The organism is Burkholderia sp. Bp8991 (genome assembly GCF_003853795.1).
GTDB lineage: Bacteria > Pseudomonadota > Gammaproteobacteria > Burkholderiales > Burkholderiaceae > Burkholderia.
This window is the reverse complement of the sequence record NZ_QTQJ01000059.1, coordinates 1-15906: the sequence shown is the minus strand read 5'-3', so window position 1 is coordinate 15906 and position 15906 is coordinate 1. Positions and strand designations below refer to the sequence as shown.

Here is a 15906-nt window from a genome sequence, read left to right as displayed (position 1 = left end):
GCGGAGACCAAGGAAGGGCTCGAGCGCATCCAGGCGGACTTCCGCCGCGTGCTGACGGCCGCGAAGCCGGACGTCGATCTGCCGTTCTGAACGACGTGCGCACGCGTGCTGCCGACGCATCCGATGCATAGGGAGACAGGCCTCGTGCCGCGTCGCGTGCACGCGCGTGACACCACCCGTTGACAACACAACGAACCGTTCGGGGCTTGCGCCCCGTTCGGCTTTTCATGGCGCCGGAGCAATTGGGAGGAAAGGGATGTCAGGCTATCGCGAATTGAAGGCGCAAGCCAATGAACTGATGAAACGTGCCGAGGAAGCGCGACAGGCCGAACTCGAGACCGTGCTGCAGGAGGTCCGTACCCGTGTCGCCGAATATGGGTTGACCCCGAGACAGATATTCGGCCGTCAGGGCAGTGCCGCAAGGACGGCGCGAAAAACGCCTGCCGTCGCGCCGAAGTACCGCGATCCGAACACCGGGGCGACGTGGTCCGGCCGGGGACGCGAGCCAGCATGGATCAAGGGGAAGCGCCGCGAGCGCTTCCTGATCGAGCGCCAGGAGGGTTGAACGCGACATTGCGCGCTGCCCATAAAATGGAGGCGTCCGTCGGCCCGCGCTTCGCCACGACCCTGGCGACGCGCGGGCCGGCTCACCCGCGACCTCCAAGGCCATCATGGAAATCAAATGGATCGAGGATTTCCTCGCGCTCGCGCAATACCAGAGCTTTTCCCGCGCGGCTGAATTTCGCAACGTCACGCAATCGGGCTTCAGCCGCCGCATCCAGTCGCTCGAGCAGTGGATCGGCGCCGAGCTGATCGACCGCAGCAGCTTTCCGCCGGTGCTGACGCCCGCGGGGCGCCTGTTCCGCGAAACGGCCGAAGACGTCATCAGCCGCCTGTACGATACCCGCGCGATCATCCGCACCGAGCAGCGGATCGCCGGCAAGAGCCTGCAGATCGCCGCGGGCCACACGATCGCGCTGAGTTTCCTGCCGGCCTGGCTCAAGGCGCTCGCGACGCATTTCGGTGAAGTGCGCGCGCGTGTCATTCCGACGAACGTCCACGACTCGATCCTGATGCTCGTCAACGGCAACTGCGAGCTGATGTTCGCGTATCACCATCCGGAGCTGCCGCTCCATCTCGACCCCGCGAAGTACGCGCACCTGACGGTGGGCCTCGACACCCTGATGCCGGCGTGCCGGCCGAACCGTCGATCGGCGCCCGCGTTTCGCCTGCCCGGAACGAAGCAGGACCCGCTGCCGCTGATTACCTACACGGAAACCAGCTACTTCGGCCGCTGTCTCGCGCTGCTGCTCGGCCGCGCACCGGATGCGCCGGCCTTGCAGCTGCACTACGAGTCCGACATGGCCGAAGTGCTCAAGAAGCTCGTGATGGAAGGCGAGGGCGTCGCGTGGCTGCCCCGCAGCGCGATCGCCGCCGAACTGGCGGCCGGTGACCTCGTGCCGGCGGGCCCGGCGGCGTGGAACCTGGAAGTCGAGCTGCGCGTGTATCGCGACGTGTCCAATCGCAGCGAATTCCTCGACACCCTCTGGCAGCATCTGCGCGCGGCGCCTGTCCGGCTCGGCTGAATCAGGGTTTTCCCGCGTTATGCGGCGCTCGCATACCGCCATGTCGCACCGGCATCACGGCTTTTTCGACCGTCCCTACCATTCGTTCCAACGGCACATGCGACGCGCGACCGGCGTCGCGCGGCCTTCTTCGCAGCGCTCGCCGCCTTCCGGCGGCCGGGTGCCACCCAAGGACGAATGGACATGAAAAATCGCCTCACCTCAAGCATCGCAGTCGGCATGATCCTCGGTGTCGTCGCCGGTTATGCGTGCCACGCCAACATCGCGGACCCGGCCACCCTCAAGACGATCGCCGGCTACTTCTCGATCGTCACCGACATCTTCCTGCGCCTGATCAAGATGATCATCGCGCCGCTGGTGTTCGTGACGCTCGTGTCCGGCCTGGCCGGCATGGACGGCGGCGAGGACGTCGGCCGCATCGGCCTGCGCTCGCTCGGCTGGTTCATCTGCGCGTCGCTGATTTCGTTGAGTCTCGGCCTCGTGATGGCCAATGCGCTGCAGCCGGGCGCCGGCCTGAACCTCGTGGCGAGCGCGGGCGAGGTCAACACCGGACTGAACACCGCCGCGCTGAACGCCCGGGACGTCATCACGCATGCGTTCCCGACCAGCCTGCTCGATGCGATGGCGCGCAACGACATCCTGCAGATCCTGGTGTTCTCGATCTTTCTCGGCGTCGCGCTGAGTGCGTTGAAGCGCGACCCGCGCGTCGGCGTCGTGATCCAGTCGATCGACGGGATGGTGCCGGTGATGCTGCGCCTGACGAACTACGTGATGCGCGCGGCGCCGCTCGGCGTGTTCGGTGCGATCGCGTCGTCGGTCACGCTGCGCGGGCTCGACGTGATCTACACGTACGGGAAGCTGATCGGCGCGTTCTATCTCGGCTTGCTGGTTCTTTGGGCGATCCTGATCGGCGTCGGCTACGTGTTTCTCGGGCGGCGCGTCGGGAGCCTGCTGAAGGCCGTGCGCGAGCCCGCGCTGATCGCGTTCTCGACCGCCAGCAGCGAGGCCGCCTATCCGCGCCTGACCGAGCAGCTCGAGCGCTTCGGCGTCGACAAGAAGGTGGTGGGCTTCACGCTGCCGCTCGGCTACGCGTTCAACCTCGACGGTTCGATGATGTATCAGGCGTTCGCGGCCATCTTCATCGCGCAGGCGTTCGGCGTGTACATGCCGCTGTCGGAGCAGGTGTTCATGCTGCTGGTGCTGATGTTGAGCAGCAAGGGCATGGCGAGCGTGCCGCGCGGCTCGGTGGTAGTGGTCGCGGCGGTCGCGCCGATGTTCCATCTGCCGGTGGCCGGCGTCGCGATGGTGCTCGCGATCGACCAGATCCTCGACATGGGCCGCACGATGACCAACGTGATCGGCAACAGCGTGGCGACGGCGGTGATCGCGAAGTGGGAGACGCGGCGCGCCGTGAAATCGCAGGACGCCGTATTCGAGCGGCCGGAGCTGAACGCATGATGCGCACGGAGACGGATAGCGTGAATGCGCGGAGGAAATTCGGCGTGGTCGGCGGCCTGGGGCCGCTGGGCAGTGCCGACGTGTTCTTCAAGATGGTGAAGGCGACGCCGGCGTCGTCCGACGAGGAACACGCCGGGATGATCTTCGAGCAATACCCGTTCAAGGGCTCGGGGTCGGGCAGAGCGGTGACCATCGAGCGCAAGCTGTACGTGTTCGACATGATCCGGCAGTTCGAGAAGCGCGGCGTGACGACGGTCGTGCTGCCGTGTTTCCTGAGTCACACGTTCATCGACGAATTGAAGGCGAATACGCGCCTGCCGATCGTGGACATCGTCGAAGCCGTTCGCTACCACGTGCGGCGCAAATACCCGGACGCGACGCGCATCGGCGTGCTGGCTTCCGACTACGTGCGGGACAAGCGACTCTTCGACACGTATTTCCCGTCACCGCAGTTCGACGTCGTTCATCCGCGGACGCACGACGGGATCGATCTCGTGACGGAAGCCGTCTACGGCGCCGACGGCATCAAGCGCGGCAATCTGCGCGGCCGGCCGGTCGACCTGCTGCGCCGCGCATGCGCGGACCTGATCGATCAGCGCGTGCAGGTGATCGTCCCCGGCCTGACCGAGATCGCGCTGGTCGCGGACGCCATCGGCCCGCTGCGCGTGCCGCTGGTGGATTCGAACCTCGCGTATGCGCAGTACGCGGTGACCGGGCACGCCGGTTCGCGCGCGGCGCCGTTCAAGGTCGGCGTGGTTGGCGGCGTCGGGCCGGCCGCGACGGTCGATTTCCTCGACAAGATCGTGCGCAACACGCCGGCGTCGCGCGATCAGGAACACATCAAGCTGCTGGTCGAGCAGAATCCGCAGATTCCCGACCGGACCGAGAACCTGACGGGCACCGGCGCGGACCCGACGATCTCGTTGTACGCGACCTGCAAGAAGCTCGAGGACGGCGATGCCGACGTCATCGCGATTCCGTGCAACACCGCGCATGCGTTCGTCGAGCGGATCCAGCCGTACCTCGGCATTCCGGTCGTCAACATGCTGACCGTCACGGTCGCGCATCTGCGCGATACGTATCCGGGGCTGCGCGACGTCGGCGTGCTCGCGACCTCCGGCACGATCGAAAGCGGGGTCTACCAGAAGGCGCTGGAATCGCAAGGATTGCGACAGGTTGCACCGACGCCCGCATTGCAGGCGCGCGTGATGGAAGCGATCTACGGGAAGCAGGGCGTGAAGGCCGGCTTCACGACCGGACAGTGCAAGGACGATATCGGCGCCGCCGTCGACGCGCTGATCGCCGAGGGCGTGCGGGTGATCGTGCTCGGCTGCACCGAGCTGCCGATCCTGCTGCCGGGCGGCGAATATGTCGCGCCGGACGGGCGTCGGGCGACGCTCGTCGATCCGACCGACGTGCTCGCCCGCACGTGCATTGCGTATGCGATGGCGGCTGGCGGCTGAGCCGGTGCCGATTCGGCGTGTGAGCGCGAGCGGCAGACGCTCCGGAAGCGCGCGCCGTTCGGCGCGTGCTTCGACGATCGAGCCGCCGTCCGGGAAAGACGGCGCGATCCGGCGCGGTTTCCCGCATTCGCGCCCTTCTTGGAAAACTGTATGAATATACAGTATAGTATCCGTCGAACTCGAGCGGCGCGGGCATGACCCGTGCGGCACGTGCGCCGCGCCTGCGGGCATCCGCCGCAGCGTTCCGGCACCGTGAATTCCGGCTAACTCATTCAGACGGGCAGGCAAATTGTCATCCAGCAATCTGATCCGCATTCGCGGAGCACGTCAGCACAACCTCAAGAACCTCGATCTCGACCTGCGCACCGGCGAAATGACGGTCGTCACCGGCCCGTCGGGCTCCGGCAAGTCGAGCCTCGTGTTCGACACGCTGTACGCGGAAGGCCAGCGGCGCTACGTCGAAACCTTCAGCGCGTATGCGCGGCAGTTCCTCGACCGGATGGACCGTCCGCAGGTCGAGCGCGTCGACGGCGTGCCGCCCGCGATCGCGATCGACCAGACCAACCCGGTCCGCAGCTCGCGTTCGACGGTCGGCACGATGACCGAGCTCAACGATCACCTGAAGCTGCTGTACGCGCGCGCGGCCGAGCTGTTCGACCGCCAGACCGCGCGGCAGGTGCGGCATGACACGCCGGAGACGATCTACGCGGAACTCGTCGAGCGCACGCGCGCCGACGATCCGCGCGTCGTCGTCACGTTCCCGGTCGAGTTGCCGGAAAGCGTGTCCGACGAAGAAATCGCGCAGTGGCTGTCCGCGAGCGGCTACACGCGCGTGCAGGCGCAGCGCGAAGTCGCGTCGCCCACCGGCCCGCGCAAGCTGCTCGACGTGGTGGCCGACCGCTTCCGCGTGCAGCAGGCCGACAAGGTGCGCGTGGTCGAGGCGATCGAGGCGTCGCTGAAGCGCGGCGGCGGCCGCGTGAACGTCTACGTGCTCGCGCCGGAAGCGGAAAACGCGCTGGCCGAGCCGCAGGTGTGGCGTTTCTCCACCGGGCTGCACGATCCCGACAGCGACCTGCGCTACGCGGAGCCGCAGGCGGCGCTGTTCTCGTTCAACTCGGCCTACGGCGCGTGCGAGACCTGCCGCGGCTTCGGCCGCGTGATCGGCGTCGATCTCGGCCTGGTGATCCCCGACGCGCGCAAGACGCTGCGCGGCGGCGCGATCAAGCCGATGCAGACGCCCGCCTGGAAGGAGTGCCAGGACGACCTGATGCGCTACGCGGCGAAGGCCGACATCCGCCGCGACACGCCGTGGTCCGACCTGACCGATGCCGAGCGCGACTGGGTGATCAACGGCTCGCCGGACTGGAACGGCAAGTGGCAGAGCCAGTGGTACGGCGTGAAACGCTTCTTCGGCTATCTCGAATCGAAAGCGTACAAGATGCATATCCGCGTGCTGCTGTCGAAGTACCGCAGCTACACGCCGTGCGAGGTTTGCGGCGGCGCGCGCCTGAAGACGGAATCGCTGCAGTGGCGGCTCGGCTCGAAGGCGAACGCCGATGCGGTGCTCGCGCCCGCCGATCGTTTCATGCCACGCGGCGTCGACTGGACGCGCGCGCAGCTCGAAGCGCTGCCGGGCCTGACGGTGCACGACCTGATGCTGCTGCCGATCGAGCGCATCCGCCGCTTCTTCGACGGGATCACGCTGCCGAGCGCGCTGCTCGACGATGCGCTGAAACTGCTGCTCGCCGAAGTGCGCACGCGCCTGAAATACCTGTGCGACGTAGGGCTCGGCTACCTGACGCTCGACCGGCAGAGCCGCACGCTGTCGGGCGGCGAGGTGCAGCGGATCAACCTGACCACCGCGCTCGGCACCTCGCTCACGAAAACGCTGTTCGTGCTCGACGAGCCGAGCATCGGGCTGCATCCGCGCGACCTCACGCGAATCGTCGAGGCGATGCAGCGGCTGCGCGACGCGGGCAATACGCTGGTGGTCGTCGAGCACGATCCGTCGGTGATGCTCGCGGCCGACCGGCTGATCGACATGGGCCCGGGCCCCGGCGAGCGCGGCGGCACGATCGTCTACGACGGCACGCCGGCCGACATCCGTGCCGCGCGCACGCTGACGGGCGAATATCTCGGCGGCCGCAAGCACGTCGCGCATGCGTCGAATTGGGCGCGCCGCCCGGTCGACGCGAACACGCCGCGCATCGTGCTCGAAGGCGCGACCGAGCACAACCTGCGCGACGTGACGGTCGAGATTCCGCTGCAGCGGCTCGTGTGCGTGACGGGCGTGTCGGGTTCCGGCAAGTCGACGCTGCTGCAGGACGTGCTCTATCCGGCGATGGCGCGCCACCACGGCAAGGCGACCGAGTCGCCGGGCGCGTTCCGCACGCTCACGGGTGCCGACCAGGTCGGCGACGTCGTGTTCGTCGACCAGTCGCCGATCGGCAAGACCACGCGCTCGAACCCGGCCAGCTACGTCGGCGCGTTCGACGAGATCCGCAAGCTGTTCGCGAAGGCGCCGCTCGCGCTGCAGCGCGGCTACGGCGCCGGCACGTTCAGCTTCAACTCGGGCGACGGCCGTTGCCCGACCTGCGGCGGCTCGGGTTTCGAGCACATCGAGATGCAGTTCCTCAGCGACGTCTACCTGCGTTGCCCGGATTGCGACGGCAGCCGCTACCGCGCCGAGATTCTCGAAGTGCGCATCGAGCGCGACGGCCGCGCGCTGAACATCGCCGACGTGCTCGACCTGACCGTCAGCGAGGCGGCCGCGTTCTTCGCGACCGACGCCGAGGTGCTGCGCGTGCTGCAGCCGATCGTCGACGTCGGCCTCGAATACGTGAAGCTCGGCCAGCCGGTGCCGACGCTGTCGGGCGGCGAAGCGCAGCGGCTGAAGCTGGCCGGCTTCCTCGCCGAATCGGCGGCGGCGGCCGGCGGGCGCCGGATCGCCAGCGAAGAGGCGCGCATCGCGCGCGCGAAGCTGTTCATGTTCGACGAGCCCACCACCGGGCTGCACTTCGACGATATCGCGAAACTGATGCAGGCATTCGGCAAGCTGCTCGCGGCCGGCCATTCGCTGATCGTGATCGAGCACAACCTCGACGTGATCCGCGCGGCCGACTGGCTGATCGATCTCGGCCCGGAAGGCGGCGACGGCGGCGGCCTCGTGCTGTGCGCTGGCACTCCCGACGACGTGAAGGCGTGCGCGCAATCGCACACCGGCGTCGCGCTGCTGCAGTACGACCGCGCGATGGACGGCGAAACCGCGCTCGCCGACGAAGGCGTGCCGCTGCAGGCCGTGCTGAACGCCGCCCGCGAGCGGCGCGCGATCGAGGGCGAGGACGTCGTGCGGATCGTCAACGCGCGCGAGCACAACCTGAAGGCGCTCGACGTCGACATCCCGCACGGCAAGTTCAACGTGATCACCGGCGTGTCGGGTTCCGGCAAGTCGACGCTCGCGTTCGACATCCTGTTCCACGAAGGCCAGCGCCGCTACCTCGAATCCCTGAACGCGTATGCGCGCTCGATCGTGCAGCCGGCCGGGCGGCCGGAAGTGGACGCCGTATATGGCATTCCGCCGACGGTCGCGATCGAGCAGCGGCTGTCGCGCGGCGGCCGCAAGAGCACGGTCGCGACCACGTCCGAAGTCTGGCACTTCCTGCGGCTGCTGTACGTGAAGCTCGGCCTGCAGCACTGCATCCACGACGGCACGCCCGTCACGTCGCAAACCGTCGAGTCGATCGCCGCGCAGCTGCTGCGCGACCATCGCGGCGAGCACGTCGGTTTGCTCGCGCCGCTCGTCGTCAACCGCAAGGGCGTGTATACCGATCTCGCGAAGTGGGCGAAGGCGCGCGGCAGCACGCATCTGCGCGTGGACGGCGAGTTCGTCACGGTCGATCCGTGGCCGAAGCTCGACCGCTTCCGCGAGCATACGATCGAGCTGCCGGTGGCCGACATCGTCGTGTCGCCGGACCACGAGGCCGAGTTGCGGCGCCTGCTCGACGAGACGCTCGAGCTCGGCAAGGGCGTGATGCACCTGCTCGCGCCGCTCGACGGGCTGCATCACGCGATGCAGAACGACCATTCGACCGCGCGCGTCGGCGAGGTCAAGGTGCTGTCGGTCAAGCGTGCGTGCCCGGTGTGCGGCACGAGCTACCCGGAGCTCGACCCGCGGATGTTCTCGTACAACAGCAAGCACGGCTGGTGCACGACCTGCGTCGGCACCGGCGTCACGCTCACGCGCGAACAGCGCGCGGCGTACGACGACACGGTGCTCGCCGGTGACGATCGCGGCCGCGAGCAGACCTTGCCGTCGGACGAGCAGGAACCGGAAGGCGTCGGCAACGAGCCGTGCCCCGATTGCGGCGGCACGCGCCTGAACCCGTCCGCGCGCGCGGTCACGTTCGACGCGCATCCGATCGTCGAGGTCGCGCAGTGGACGGTGTCCGATACGCGCCGCTGGGTCGACGCGCTGGAACTGACCGGGCGCGACGCGCAGATCGCGCGCGACATCGTCAGCGAGATCGGCAGCCGCCTCGCGTTCCTCGAGGAAGTCGGGCTCGGCTACCTGAGCCTCGATCGTGCGGCGCCGAGCCTGTCGGGCGGCGAAGCGCAGCGCATCCGGCTCGCCGCGCAGCTCGGCAGCAACCTGCAGGGCGTGTGCTACGTGCTCGACGAGCCGACCATCGGCCTGCATCCGCGCGACAACCAGATCCTGCTGGACGCGCTGCGCAAGCTCGGCGACAAGGGCAACACGCTCGTCGTCGTCGAGCACGACGAGGACACGATTCGCCGCGCCGACCACATCATCGACGTCGGTCCGGGCGCCGGCAAGCGCGGCGGCACGCTGGTCGCCGAAGGGGCGGTCGCGGATCTGGCCGCGCAGCCCGATTCGGTCACGGGCCGGCTGCTCGCGCAGCCGATGACGCACCCGCTGCAGCCGCGCCGTGCGGTGAGCCTCGCGGGCAAGAAGGGCGCACCGGCGGTGCCGGAGGGCTGGCTGACCGTGCACGGCGCGACGCTGCACAACCTGCGTGACGTCACCGTCGGCATTCCGCTCGCGCGGCTCGTCGCGGTGACGGGCGTCAGCGGCTCGGGCAAGTCGACGCTCGCGCGCGACGTGCTGATGACGAACCTGCTCGACGCGGTCGGCCGCTCGGTGCTGTCGTCGCCGGCCACGCGGCGCGCGCGCAAGGCTGCGCAGGACGCGCCGGCCACCAATCGCCGCTCGAGCGTGCTCGCACGCAGCGCGCCGCGGCCGTCGCTGAACGTCACGCATGCGTGGCAGGGCTGCGCGTCGCTGAGCGGCTGGGAGCAGATCGACCGCGTGCTCGAAGTCGACCAGACGCCGATCGGCAAGACGCCGCGCTCGTGCCCGGCCACCTACATCGGCGTGTGGGACACGATCCGCAAGCTGTTCGCCGATACGCTGGAGGCACGGGCGCGCGGCTACACGGCATCGCGCTTCTCGTTCAACACCGGCGACGGGCGGTGTCCGGCCTGTGAAGGGCAGGGCGTGCGCACGATCGGGATGAGCTTCCTGCCCGACGTGAAGGTGCCGTGCGACGTGTGCCACGGGCAGCGCTTCAACCCGGAGACGCTTGCGGTCACGTGGCGCGGCCGGAACATCGGCGACGTGCTGACGATGGAGATCGACGAAGCGGTGGAATTCTTCGCGCCGATTTCGAACATCGCGCATCCGCTGCAGCTGATGAAGGACGTCGGCCTCGGCTACCTGACGCTCGGCCAGCCGTCGCCGACGCTGTCCGGCGGCGAGGCGCAGCGGATCAAGCTCGTGACCGAGCTCACGAAGGTGCGCGACGACATCACGCGGCGCGGCCAGAAGGCGCCGCACACGCTGTACGTGCTCGACGAGCCGACGGTCGGCCTGCACATGGCCGACGTCGCGAAGCTGATCCGCGTGCTGCACCGGCTGGTCGACGGCGGGCATAGCGTCGTCGTGATCGAACACGACCTCGACGTGATCGCGGAAGCCGACTGGATCATCGATCTCGGTCCGGAAGGCGGCGTGGGCGGCGGCACGATCGTCGCGGCGGCGCCGCCGGAAGGGCTCGCGCAGGTGAAGGCGAGCCATACCGGGCATGCGCTGAAGCCGGTGCTGGCGCGAACGGCGGCGCAGGACGGCGAAGCGGAGCGGCAGGGCGAAGTGCGGGTCGGTTGAACGCGGTGCTGCCGGTGAGCGGCCCCGGTGTCTGGGCAGGCACCGGGGCCGCTTTTGCATTCGTCCGTGCGATCGGCCGCTGCGACATCCCGTCGACCGGGCACCCGGCATGAATACATGGCTGCCCGGAATAGCGTGGCCGGATGCGTCGCGCCTGCCGCGCAACGTAGGTGACGCCGGGGACGCCGGGGACGCCGCCGCATCACGCGCGACAGGAACGGCTCGTCCCGGTCGAGCGGAAGACGGCGGCGCTATCTCATTCGCCCTTGACGCCGATCGTCTCGATGATGGTCTCCAGCTGCGGGCTCATCGGCAGGTTGAGGCTCATGCCCGACGGAAGCGGGCGCAGGAACCAGCGCTTGTACTGGCGCGCGATCTCGCCGTCGACGGCCAGCTCCTCGAACGTGCTCTTCACGACCTGCGCGAGCTGCGGATCGTCCTTGCGGAACATGATGCCGTACGGGTCGTAGGACAGGAAGTCGCCGACCACGTCGTACTGGCCGCCCTTGCCCGCATTCACGGCAATCAGGCCGTACAGCAACACGTCGTCCGTCGCGAACGCATCGGCGCCGCCGCTCGCGACGAGCGCGAAGCCCTGCGCATGATCCGGCACCACCTGCAGCTGGATCCCGAGCCTGAACCGCGCGTCCAGGTCGCGCAGCGCCTTCTCGTTGGTCGTGCCGGCCGTCACCGCGACCTTCTTGCCCGCGAGATCGCGGAACGAGCGGATCGGCGAGCCGCGTTTCACCATCACCTTCGTGCCGGCCACGAAGATGATCGGCGAGAACGCCACGCGCTTCTGCCGCTCCAGGTTGCTCGTCGTGGAGCCGCATTCCAGGTCGACCGTGCCGTTGACCACCGCGTCGATGCGGTTCTCGGACGTGACCGGCACCCAGCGGATCGTCAGGTTCCGGTTGACCGCATCCTCGATCGACGACACGAGCGCCTTGCAGAGCTCGATCGAATAGCCGATCGGCTGGTTGCGCGCGTTCAGATACGAGAACGGGATCGACGCGTCGCGATAGCCGAGCGCGATCGTGCCGCTGCTGCGCACCTTCGCGAGCGTGCCGGTCAGTCGGGCCGGCGCGAACGGCTCGACGCGCGGCGGCGTGGACGGCGCATCTTCCGCGCGCGCGGTCGCGCCCGCGGCAAGCAGGCCCGCGAGCGCGAGCGCACGCCAGAATCGCTGCATCTTCATCGCCGGGCCTCCGTCAGACGTCCGTCGGATGCGCAATCGTCGCTTCCTGTTCCGCTTCGATGCGTGCCAGATTGGCTTCGGCTTCCGCTTCCGACATGAGCTGGTTTTCCCACTTCGCGACCACCGCGCTCGCGATCGAGTTGCCGACCGCGTTGGTGGCCGAGCGGCCCATGTCGAGGAACGTATCGACGCCGAGAATCAGCAGCAGGCCGGCCTCCGGAAGCCCGAACTGGTGCAGCGTGGCGGCGATCACGACGAGCGATGCGCGCGGCACGCCGGCCATTCCCTTCGACGTGAGCATCAGGACCAGCAGCATCGTGACCTGCGTGCCGATCGACAGGTGGATGTTGTACGCCTGCGCGATGAACAGCGACGCGAACGTGCAGTACATCATCGAACCGTCGAGGTTGAACGAATAGCCCATCGGCATCACGAAGCTCGAAATCCTGCGTCGCACGCCGAACCGGTCGAGCGCGTCGAGGATCTTCGGATACGCGGCTTCGGAGCTGGCCGTCGCGAACGACAGCATGAATGCTTCCTTGATCAGCACCAGCAACTTGAATACGCGCGGCCCGAGGAACAACAGCCCGGCACAGACGAGCAAGGCCCAGAGCAGGAACAGGCTCACGTAGAAGTCGCCCATGAACACCGCGAACTTCAGCAGTACCGACAGCCCGTTGACCGCGACGGTGGCGGCCATCGCGGCCATCACCGCGAGCGGCGCGAGCTTCATCACGTAGCCGGTGATCTTGAGCATCACGTGCGACAGCTGGTCGATCGCGGCGACGAGGATCTTGCCGCGCTCGCCGAGCGCCGCGAGCGCGACGCCGAAGAACATCGAGAACACGACGATCTGCAGGATTTCGTTGTTGCTCATCGCCTCGGCGAACGATCTCGGCACCATGTGGCCGACGAAATCCTTGAGCGTGAACTTGGAGGTCGCGAGGTTCGCCGATGCGCCGATGTCCGGCAGCGGCAGGCCGAGGTTCTCGCCGGGCCGCAGCAGGTTCGCCATGAACAGCCCGAGCAGCAGCGAGATCAGCGACGCGGTGACGAACCAGCCGATCGATTTCGCGAACACGCGCCCGACCGATGCCGCGTCGCCCATGTGCGCGATGCCGACGACGAGCGTCGAGAACACCAGCGGGCCGATCACCATCTTGATCAGCCGCAGGAACACGTCGGACACGAGCGAGATGTATCCGGCGATTTCGGTGGTGGCCTTTTTGTCGGGAAAGCTCGTGAAGATCATGTAGCCGATCAGGATGCCTGCCACCATCGCGATCAGGATCCAGACGGCTGCAGCATTTTTTTTCTGCATCGTGCGCCTCCCATGCACCGGTTCCGCAACCGGGGATGGAAGGACAATACAGGACCCGAACGGCGATGAACAGTGCAACCGGGGGCGGGTTTGCGCTAGCGCCGTGTCGCGACCGATTGCCCGGCAAAGATCGTGCCGGTGGCACCCTGAGCCCGGTGCCGGCGCAACCCGATACGGGGCGCCGGCACGCAAAAGCGGTTCGGTTCAATCCTGAATGCGCAATACGTGATCGCGGATACGCGTCGACAGCATCGAGCCGCGCTTGAGCAGGAACTCCATCAGCCGCTGCGGATAGTCGGCCCGGACCGCTGCGCGCACGGACGGCCGTTCGGCGAGCCGTTGTCGCCATGCAGTGACCTTGGGCAAGCCCGCGAAGAACCCGAAGTCGTCGATCCGCTCGAACACGTCGAAGTAGCGGAACACCGGCCCGAATGCCGCGTCCACGATGCTGAAGTGCGCGCCGCCAAAATACGGGCCGGTGCCGAGCGTGTCTTCGAGCTGCTCGAATCGTGCGCGGATGTCACGGGTTGCTGCGGCCAGCGCCGTTTCGTCCGCAGCCGTGTAGAACCCCCACACGGTGTTCAGCAGTGCCGAAGCGAACTCGACCCAGGCGCGGTGCCGCGCCCGCTCGAGCGGCGCATCGGGATGCAGCCGCGGCGCGAGCGTCTCGTCGAGGTAGTCGCAGATCACGGCCGATTCGAAGATGGGCGCGCCATCGACGACCAGCACGGGGGTCTTGCCGAGCGGGGAAATCCTGCGAAACCAGTCCGGCTTGTTGCCCAGGTCGACGTCCGTCCGTTCGAACGGCACGCCTTTTTCGGTCAGCACGATGACTGCGCGCTGGACGTAGGGGCACAGCACGTGGCTGACGAGGTGGTATTGGGGCGTGCTCATGTCGTCGCCTCGCCGTGGCAGGCCACGTCAGGCGCGAAGCGCTGGCTGCGCCGGCCCAACGCCACGCGGAGCCGCAACGCGCCATAGGCGGCGGCATTGTCACTCGTCGAAATCGATTGGTTCATATCGGCACCCGTTGGGAGAGTTGGCAAGGCGGCACCGAATTTGACATTGCGGAAGTGCTTGAGCAATACGCATGATTACAATGACGGATTGCAAAAATGCAATGCACGGGGGATAACCGGATGCCATACAAGCTCAGCGCAGCAGACCTCGAAACGATACTGGCGCTGTCCCGCTCGGGCACGCTGGTTCAGGCGGGCGAGCGACTGGACGTGGATGCGTCGACCGTGTTTCGCAACCTCAGGCGGATCGAGCGCGGCCTGCAGCAGCAGTTGTTCGAACGGACCCGCTCAGGCTATCGCGCGAAGGAAATCGCGCTGGCGCTGGCCGAACACGCGGAGCAAGTGGAAGTGCAGGTCGAATCGGCCCGCTCGATCGCCCAACAAGTGCCCGAGCAAGTGGCGGGCACCGTGCGCATCACCACCACCGACACGATTCTGCACGGGCTGGTCGGGCCGGCGCTGAAGCAGCTGGAAGCCGTCCACCCGCGGCTTGCGTACGAGCTGAACACCGGCAACGAGATCGCCGACCTGGGGCGCCGCGATGCCGATATCGCGGTGCGTGCGACCCGGCAGCCACCGGAATATCTGGTGGGCAAGCATGTCGGGTCGATCGACGTGGCGCTTTTCGCGTCGAGGCACGACGCCGCAGTACGCCGTTATGAAGACGTCACGGCGGGCAAGGCACGCTGGATCGCGCCGGACGACGCGCTGCCGGGCCACCCGTCGGTCATCTGGCGCAAACGTCATTTCAGGAAAGTGGTGCCGCACTACAAGGTCGACAGCATCCTGACCGTGATGGAGCTGGTCGCCCTGGGCATGGGCGTCGGCATACTGCCGATGTTTCTGACACGCGGCCGCTCCGATCTCGTGCAATTGACCGATGTCCTGCCCGACTGCCAGACTGAGCTGTGGGTGCTGACCCACCGGGAATCGCGACATCTGCTGCGGGTCTCGACCGTATTCAAATATCTGTCGACGACGCTGAAGATCTGACCGTGTGCTTCGGTGCGCGGCGATGCGGGCGCATCGCGCCACGGGGCCGGACGGGTCATTCGGGAACCTGATCATGCGCACCGGGGCCAGCAGGCTCGTGCTGAAATCGCACGCCTGCGCCGCCTGCCGGACGATCTCGGCGGTCAGCGAATGGGCGCGTGCCGCACACGACCTGACGGAGCGCGACCTGATCGTCGGGATCGGTTTCGCGAACCTCGAACCGACGCAGGCGGTGCGGGAATACGAAAAGCACGGCGTGATCGTCCATGAACGCGTTGCGTCGAGCCTGTATTCGGGGCGGATGCTGAAATCGTTCGGGCTCGGCGGCGCTGTGCGGATATCGCCGCTTCATTGCCATGCGCCCGACGATATCGCGCGATTCCTGGCGATTACCGCCACGCTGGCAGCGAACTGCTGATCGACGACACGGCCCGGATCATCCGGGCCGTGTCGCATTCGGCGCCGGCAAACGCGCGGCGCAATAGGTTCGGGCTATGACCGGCAGAGTCAATGGATAGTTGTCGCCGGCCGGGTTTGCGCGTGTAATGGCCTGCGAAACCGGATGATGCCAACGACTCGATGGAGGAGCAGCGCGTGAAGATCGTCGTAGCAGTGAAAAGAGTGGTCGATTACAACGTGAAGGTCCGCGTGAAGTCGGACAACACGGGCGTCGACATCGCGAACGTG

10 protein-coding genes and 2 pseudogenes are annotated in these 15906 nt (G+C 67.3%); 8 read left to right on the top strand and 4 right to left on the bottom strand.

Annotated features, from left to right (window positions below; all coding sequences use genetic code 11):
- Positions 1–256 precede the first annotated feature (256 nt).
- The 5 genes from DIE02_RS34845 to uvrA all read left to right on the top strand — a co-directional run bounded on the left by DIE02_RS34845 (position 257) and on the right by uvrA (position 10688).
- Complete coding sequence (locus DIE02_RS34845) at positions 257–565, top strand: H-NS family nucleoid-associated regulatory protein (protein ID WP_124489813.1); 309 nt, start codon at positions 257–259, stop codon at positions 563–565.
- Positions 566–671: 106 nt separating this feature from the next.
- Positions 672–1586: a LysR substrate-binding domain-containing protein gene (locus tag DIE02_RS34840; protein ID WP_124524031.1), complete on the top strand. Its 915-nt coding sequence runs from the start codon at positions 672–674 to the stop codon at positions 1584–1586.
- A gap of 183 nt (positions 1587–1769) precedes the next feature.
- Positions 1770–3044: a dicarboxylate/amino acid:cation symporter gene (locus tag DIE02_RS34835; RefSeq protein ID WP_124524029.1), complete on the top strand. Its 1275-nt coding sequence runs from the start codon at positions 1770–1772 to the stop codon at positions 3042–3044.
- Entirely contained in the window at positions 3041–4507 is a 1467-nt protein-coding gene (locus DIE02_RS34830; protein ID WP_260429083.1) for an aspartate/glutamate racemase family protein, read from the top strand. The genes DIE02_RS34835 and DIE02_RS34830 overlap by 4 nt, the downstream gene beginning before the upstream one ends.
- 289 nt (positions 4508–4796) lie before the next feature.
- Positions 4797–10688 carry an excinuclease ABC subunit UvrA gene (uvrA, locus tag DIE02_RS34825; RefSeq protein WP_124524027.1) on the top strand — a complete coding sequence of 1964 codons (5892 nt, stop codon included), beginning with the start codon at positions 4797–4799 and terminating at the stop codon, positions 10686–10688.
- A 256-nt stretch (positions 10689–10944) separates the two neighbouring features.
- Here the strand turns inward: uvrA and DIE02_RS34820 are convergent, their stop codons facing one another.
- The 4 genes from DIE02_RS34820 to DIE02_RS36290 form a co-directional block, all read right to left on the bottom strand.
- A complete protein-coding gene (locus tag DIE02_RS34820) occupies positions 10945–11886 on the bottom strand; it encodes an amino acid ABC transporter substrate-binding protein (protein WP_124524025.1) in 942 nt (313 codons plus the stop codon).
- A gap of 13 nt (positions 11887–11899) precedes the next feature.
- On the bottom strand, positions 11900–13207 hold the full coding sequence (locus DIE02_RS34815; RefSeq protein ID WP_124489810.1) for a dicarboxylate/amino acid:cation symporter: 1308 nt from the start codon (positions 13205–13207) through the stop codon (positions 11900–11902).
- A gap of 204 nt (positions 13208–13411) precedes the next feature.
- The gene (locus DIE02_RS34805) at positions 13412–14101 is read right to left on the bottom strand and encodes a glutathione S-transferase family protein (RefSeq protein ID WP_124524023.1); all 690 of its coding nucleotides are present in this window, start codon (positions 14099–14101) and stop codon (positions 13412–13414) included.
- Positions 14098–14226: a hypothetical protein gene (locus tag DIE02_RS36290; protein WP_260427390.1), complete on the bottom strand. Its 129-nt coding sequence runs from the start codon at positions 14224–14226 to the stop codon at positions 14098–14100. Before DIE02_RS36290 ends, DIE02_RS34805 begins: the two co-directional genes overlap by 4 nt.
- 120 nt (positions 14227–14346) lie before the next feature.
- On the opposite strand from DIE02_RS36290, the gene DIE02_RS34800 reads away from it, so the two are divergent.
- The 3 genes and pseudogenes from DIE02_RS34800 to DIE02_RS34790 all read left to right on the top strand — a co-directional run.
- Complete coding sequence (locus tag DIE02_RS34800) at positions 14347–15219, top strand: LysR family transcriptional regulator (protein WP_124524021.1); 873 nt, start codon at positions 14347–14349, stop codon at positions 15217–15219.
- Between the two features lie 169 nt (positions 15220–15388).
- Positions 15389–15637, top strand: a pseudogene (locus tag DIE02_RS34795) (aminotransferase); the annotation flags it as partial.
- Between the two features lie 176 nt (positions 15638–15813).
- A pseudogene (locus tag DIE02_RS34790) lies at positions 15814–15906 on the top strand (electron transfer flavoprotein subunit beta/FixA family protein); the annotation flags it as partial.

Bases quoted from the DNA above. Each gene is read 5' to 3' on its own strand.
- DIE02_RS34845 (WP_124489813.1), top strand. From the start codon at position 257: ATGTCAGGCTATCGCGAATTGAAGGCGCAAGCCAATGAACTGATGAAA.
- DIE02_RS34840 (WP_124524031.1), top strand. From the start codon at position 672: ATGGAAATCAAATGGATCGAGGATTTCCTCGCGCTCGCGCAATACCAG.
- DIE02_RS34835 (WP_124524029.1), top strand. From the start codon at position 1,770: ATGAAAAATCGCCTCACCTCAAGCATCGCAGTCGGCATGATCCTCGGT.
- DIE02_RS34830 (WP_260429083.1), top strand. From the start codon at position 3,041: ATGATGCGCACGGAGACGGATAGCGTGAATGCGCGGAGGAAATTCGGC.
- DIE02_RS34820 (WP_124524025.1), bottom strand. From the start codon at position 11,886: ATGAAGATGCAGCGATTCTGGCGTGCGCTCGCGCTCGCGGGCCTGCTT.
- DIE02_RS34815 (WP_124489810.1), bottom strand. From the start codon at position 13,207: ATGCAGAAAAAAAATGCTGCAGCCGTCTGGATCCTGATCGCGATGGTG.
- DIE02_RS34805 (WP_124524023.1), bottom strand. From the start codon at position 14,101: ATGAGCACGCCCCAATACCACCTCGTCAGCCACGTGCTGTGCCCCTAC.
- DIE02_RS36290 (WP_260427390.1), bottom strand. From the start codon at position 14,226: ATGAACCAATCGATTTCGACGAGTGACAATGCCGCCGCCTATGGCGCG.
- DIE02_RS34800 (WP_124524021.1), top strand. From the start codon at position 14,347: ATGCCATACAAGCTCAGCGCAGCAGACCTCGAAACGATACTGGCGCTG.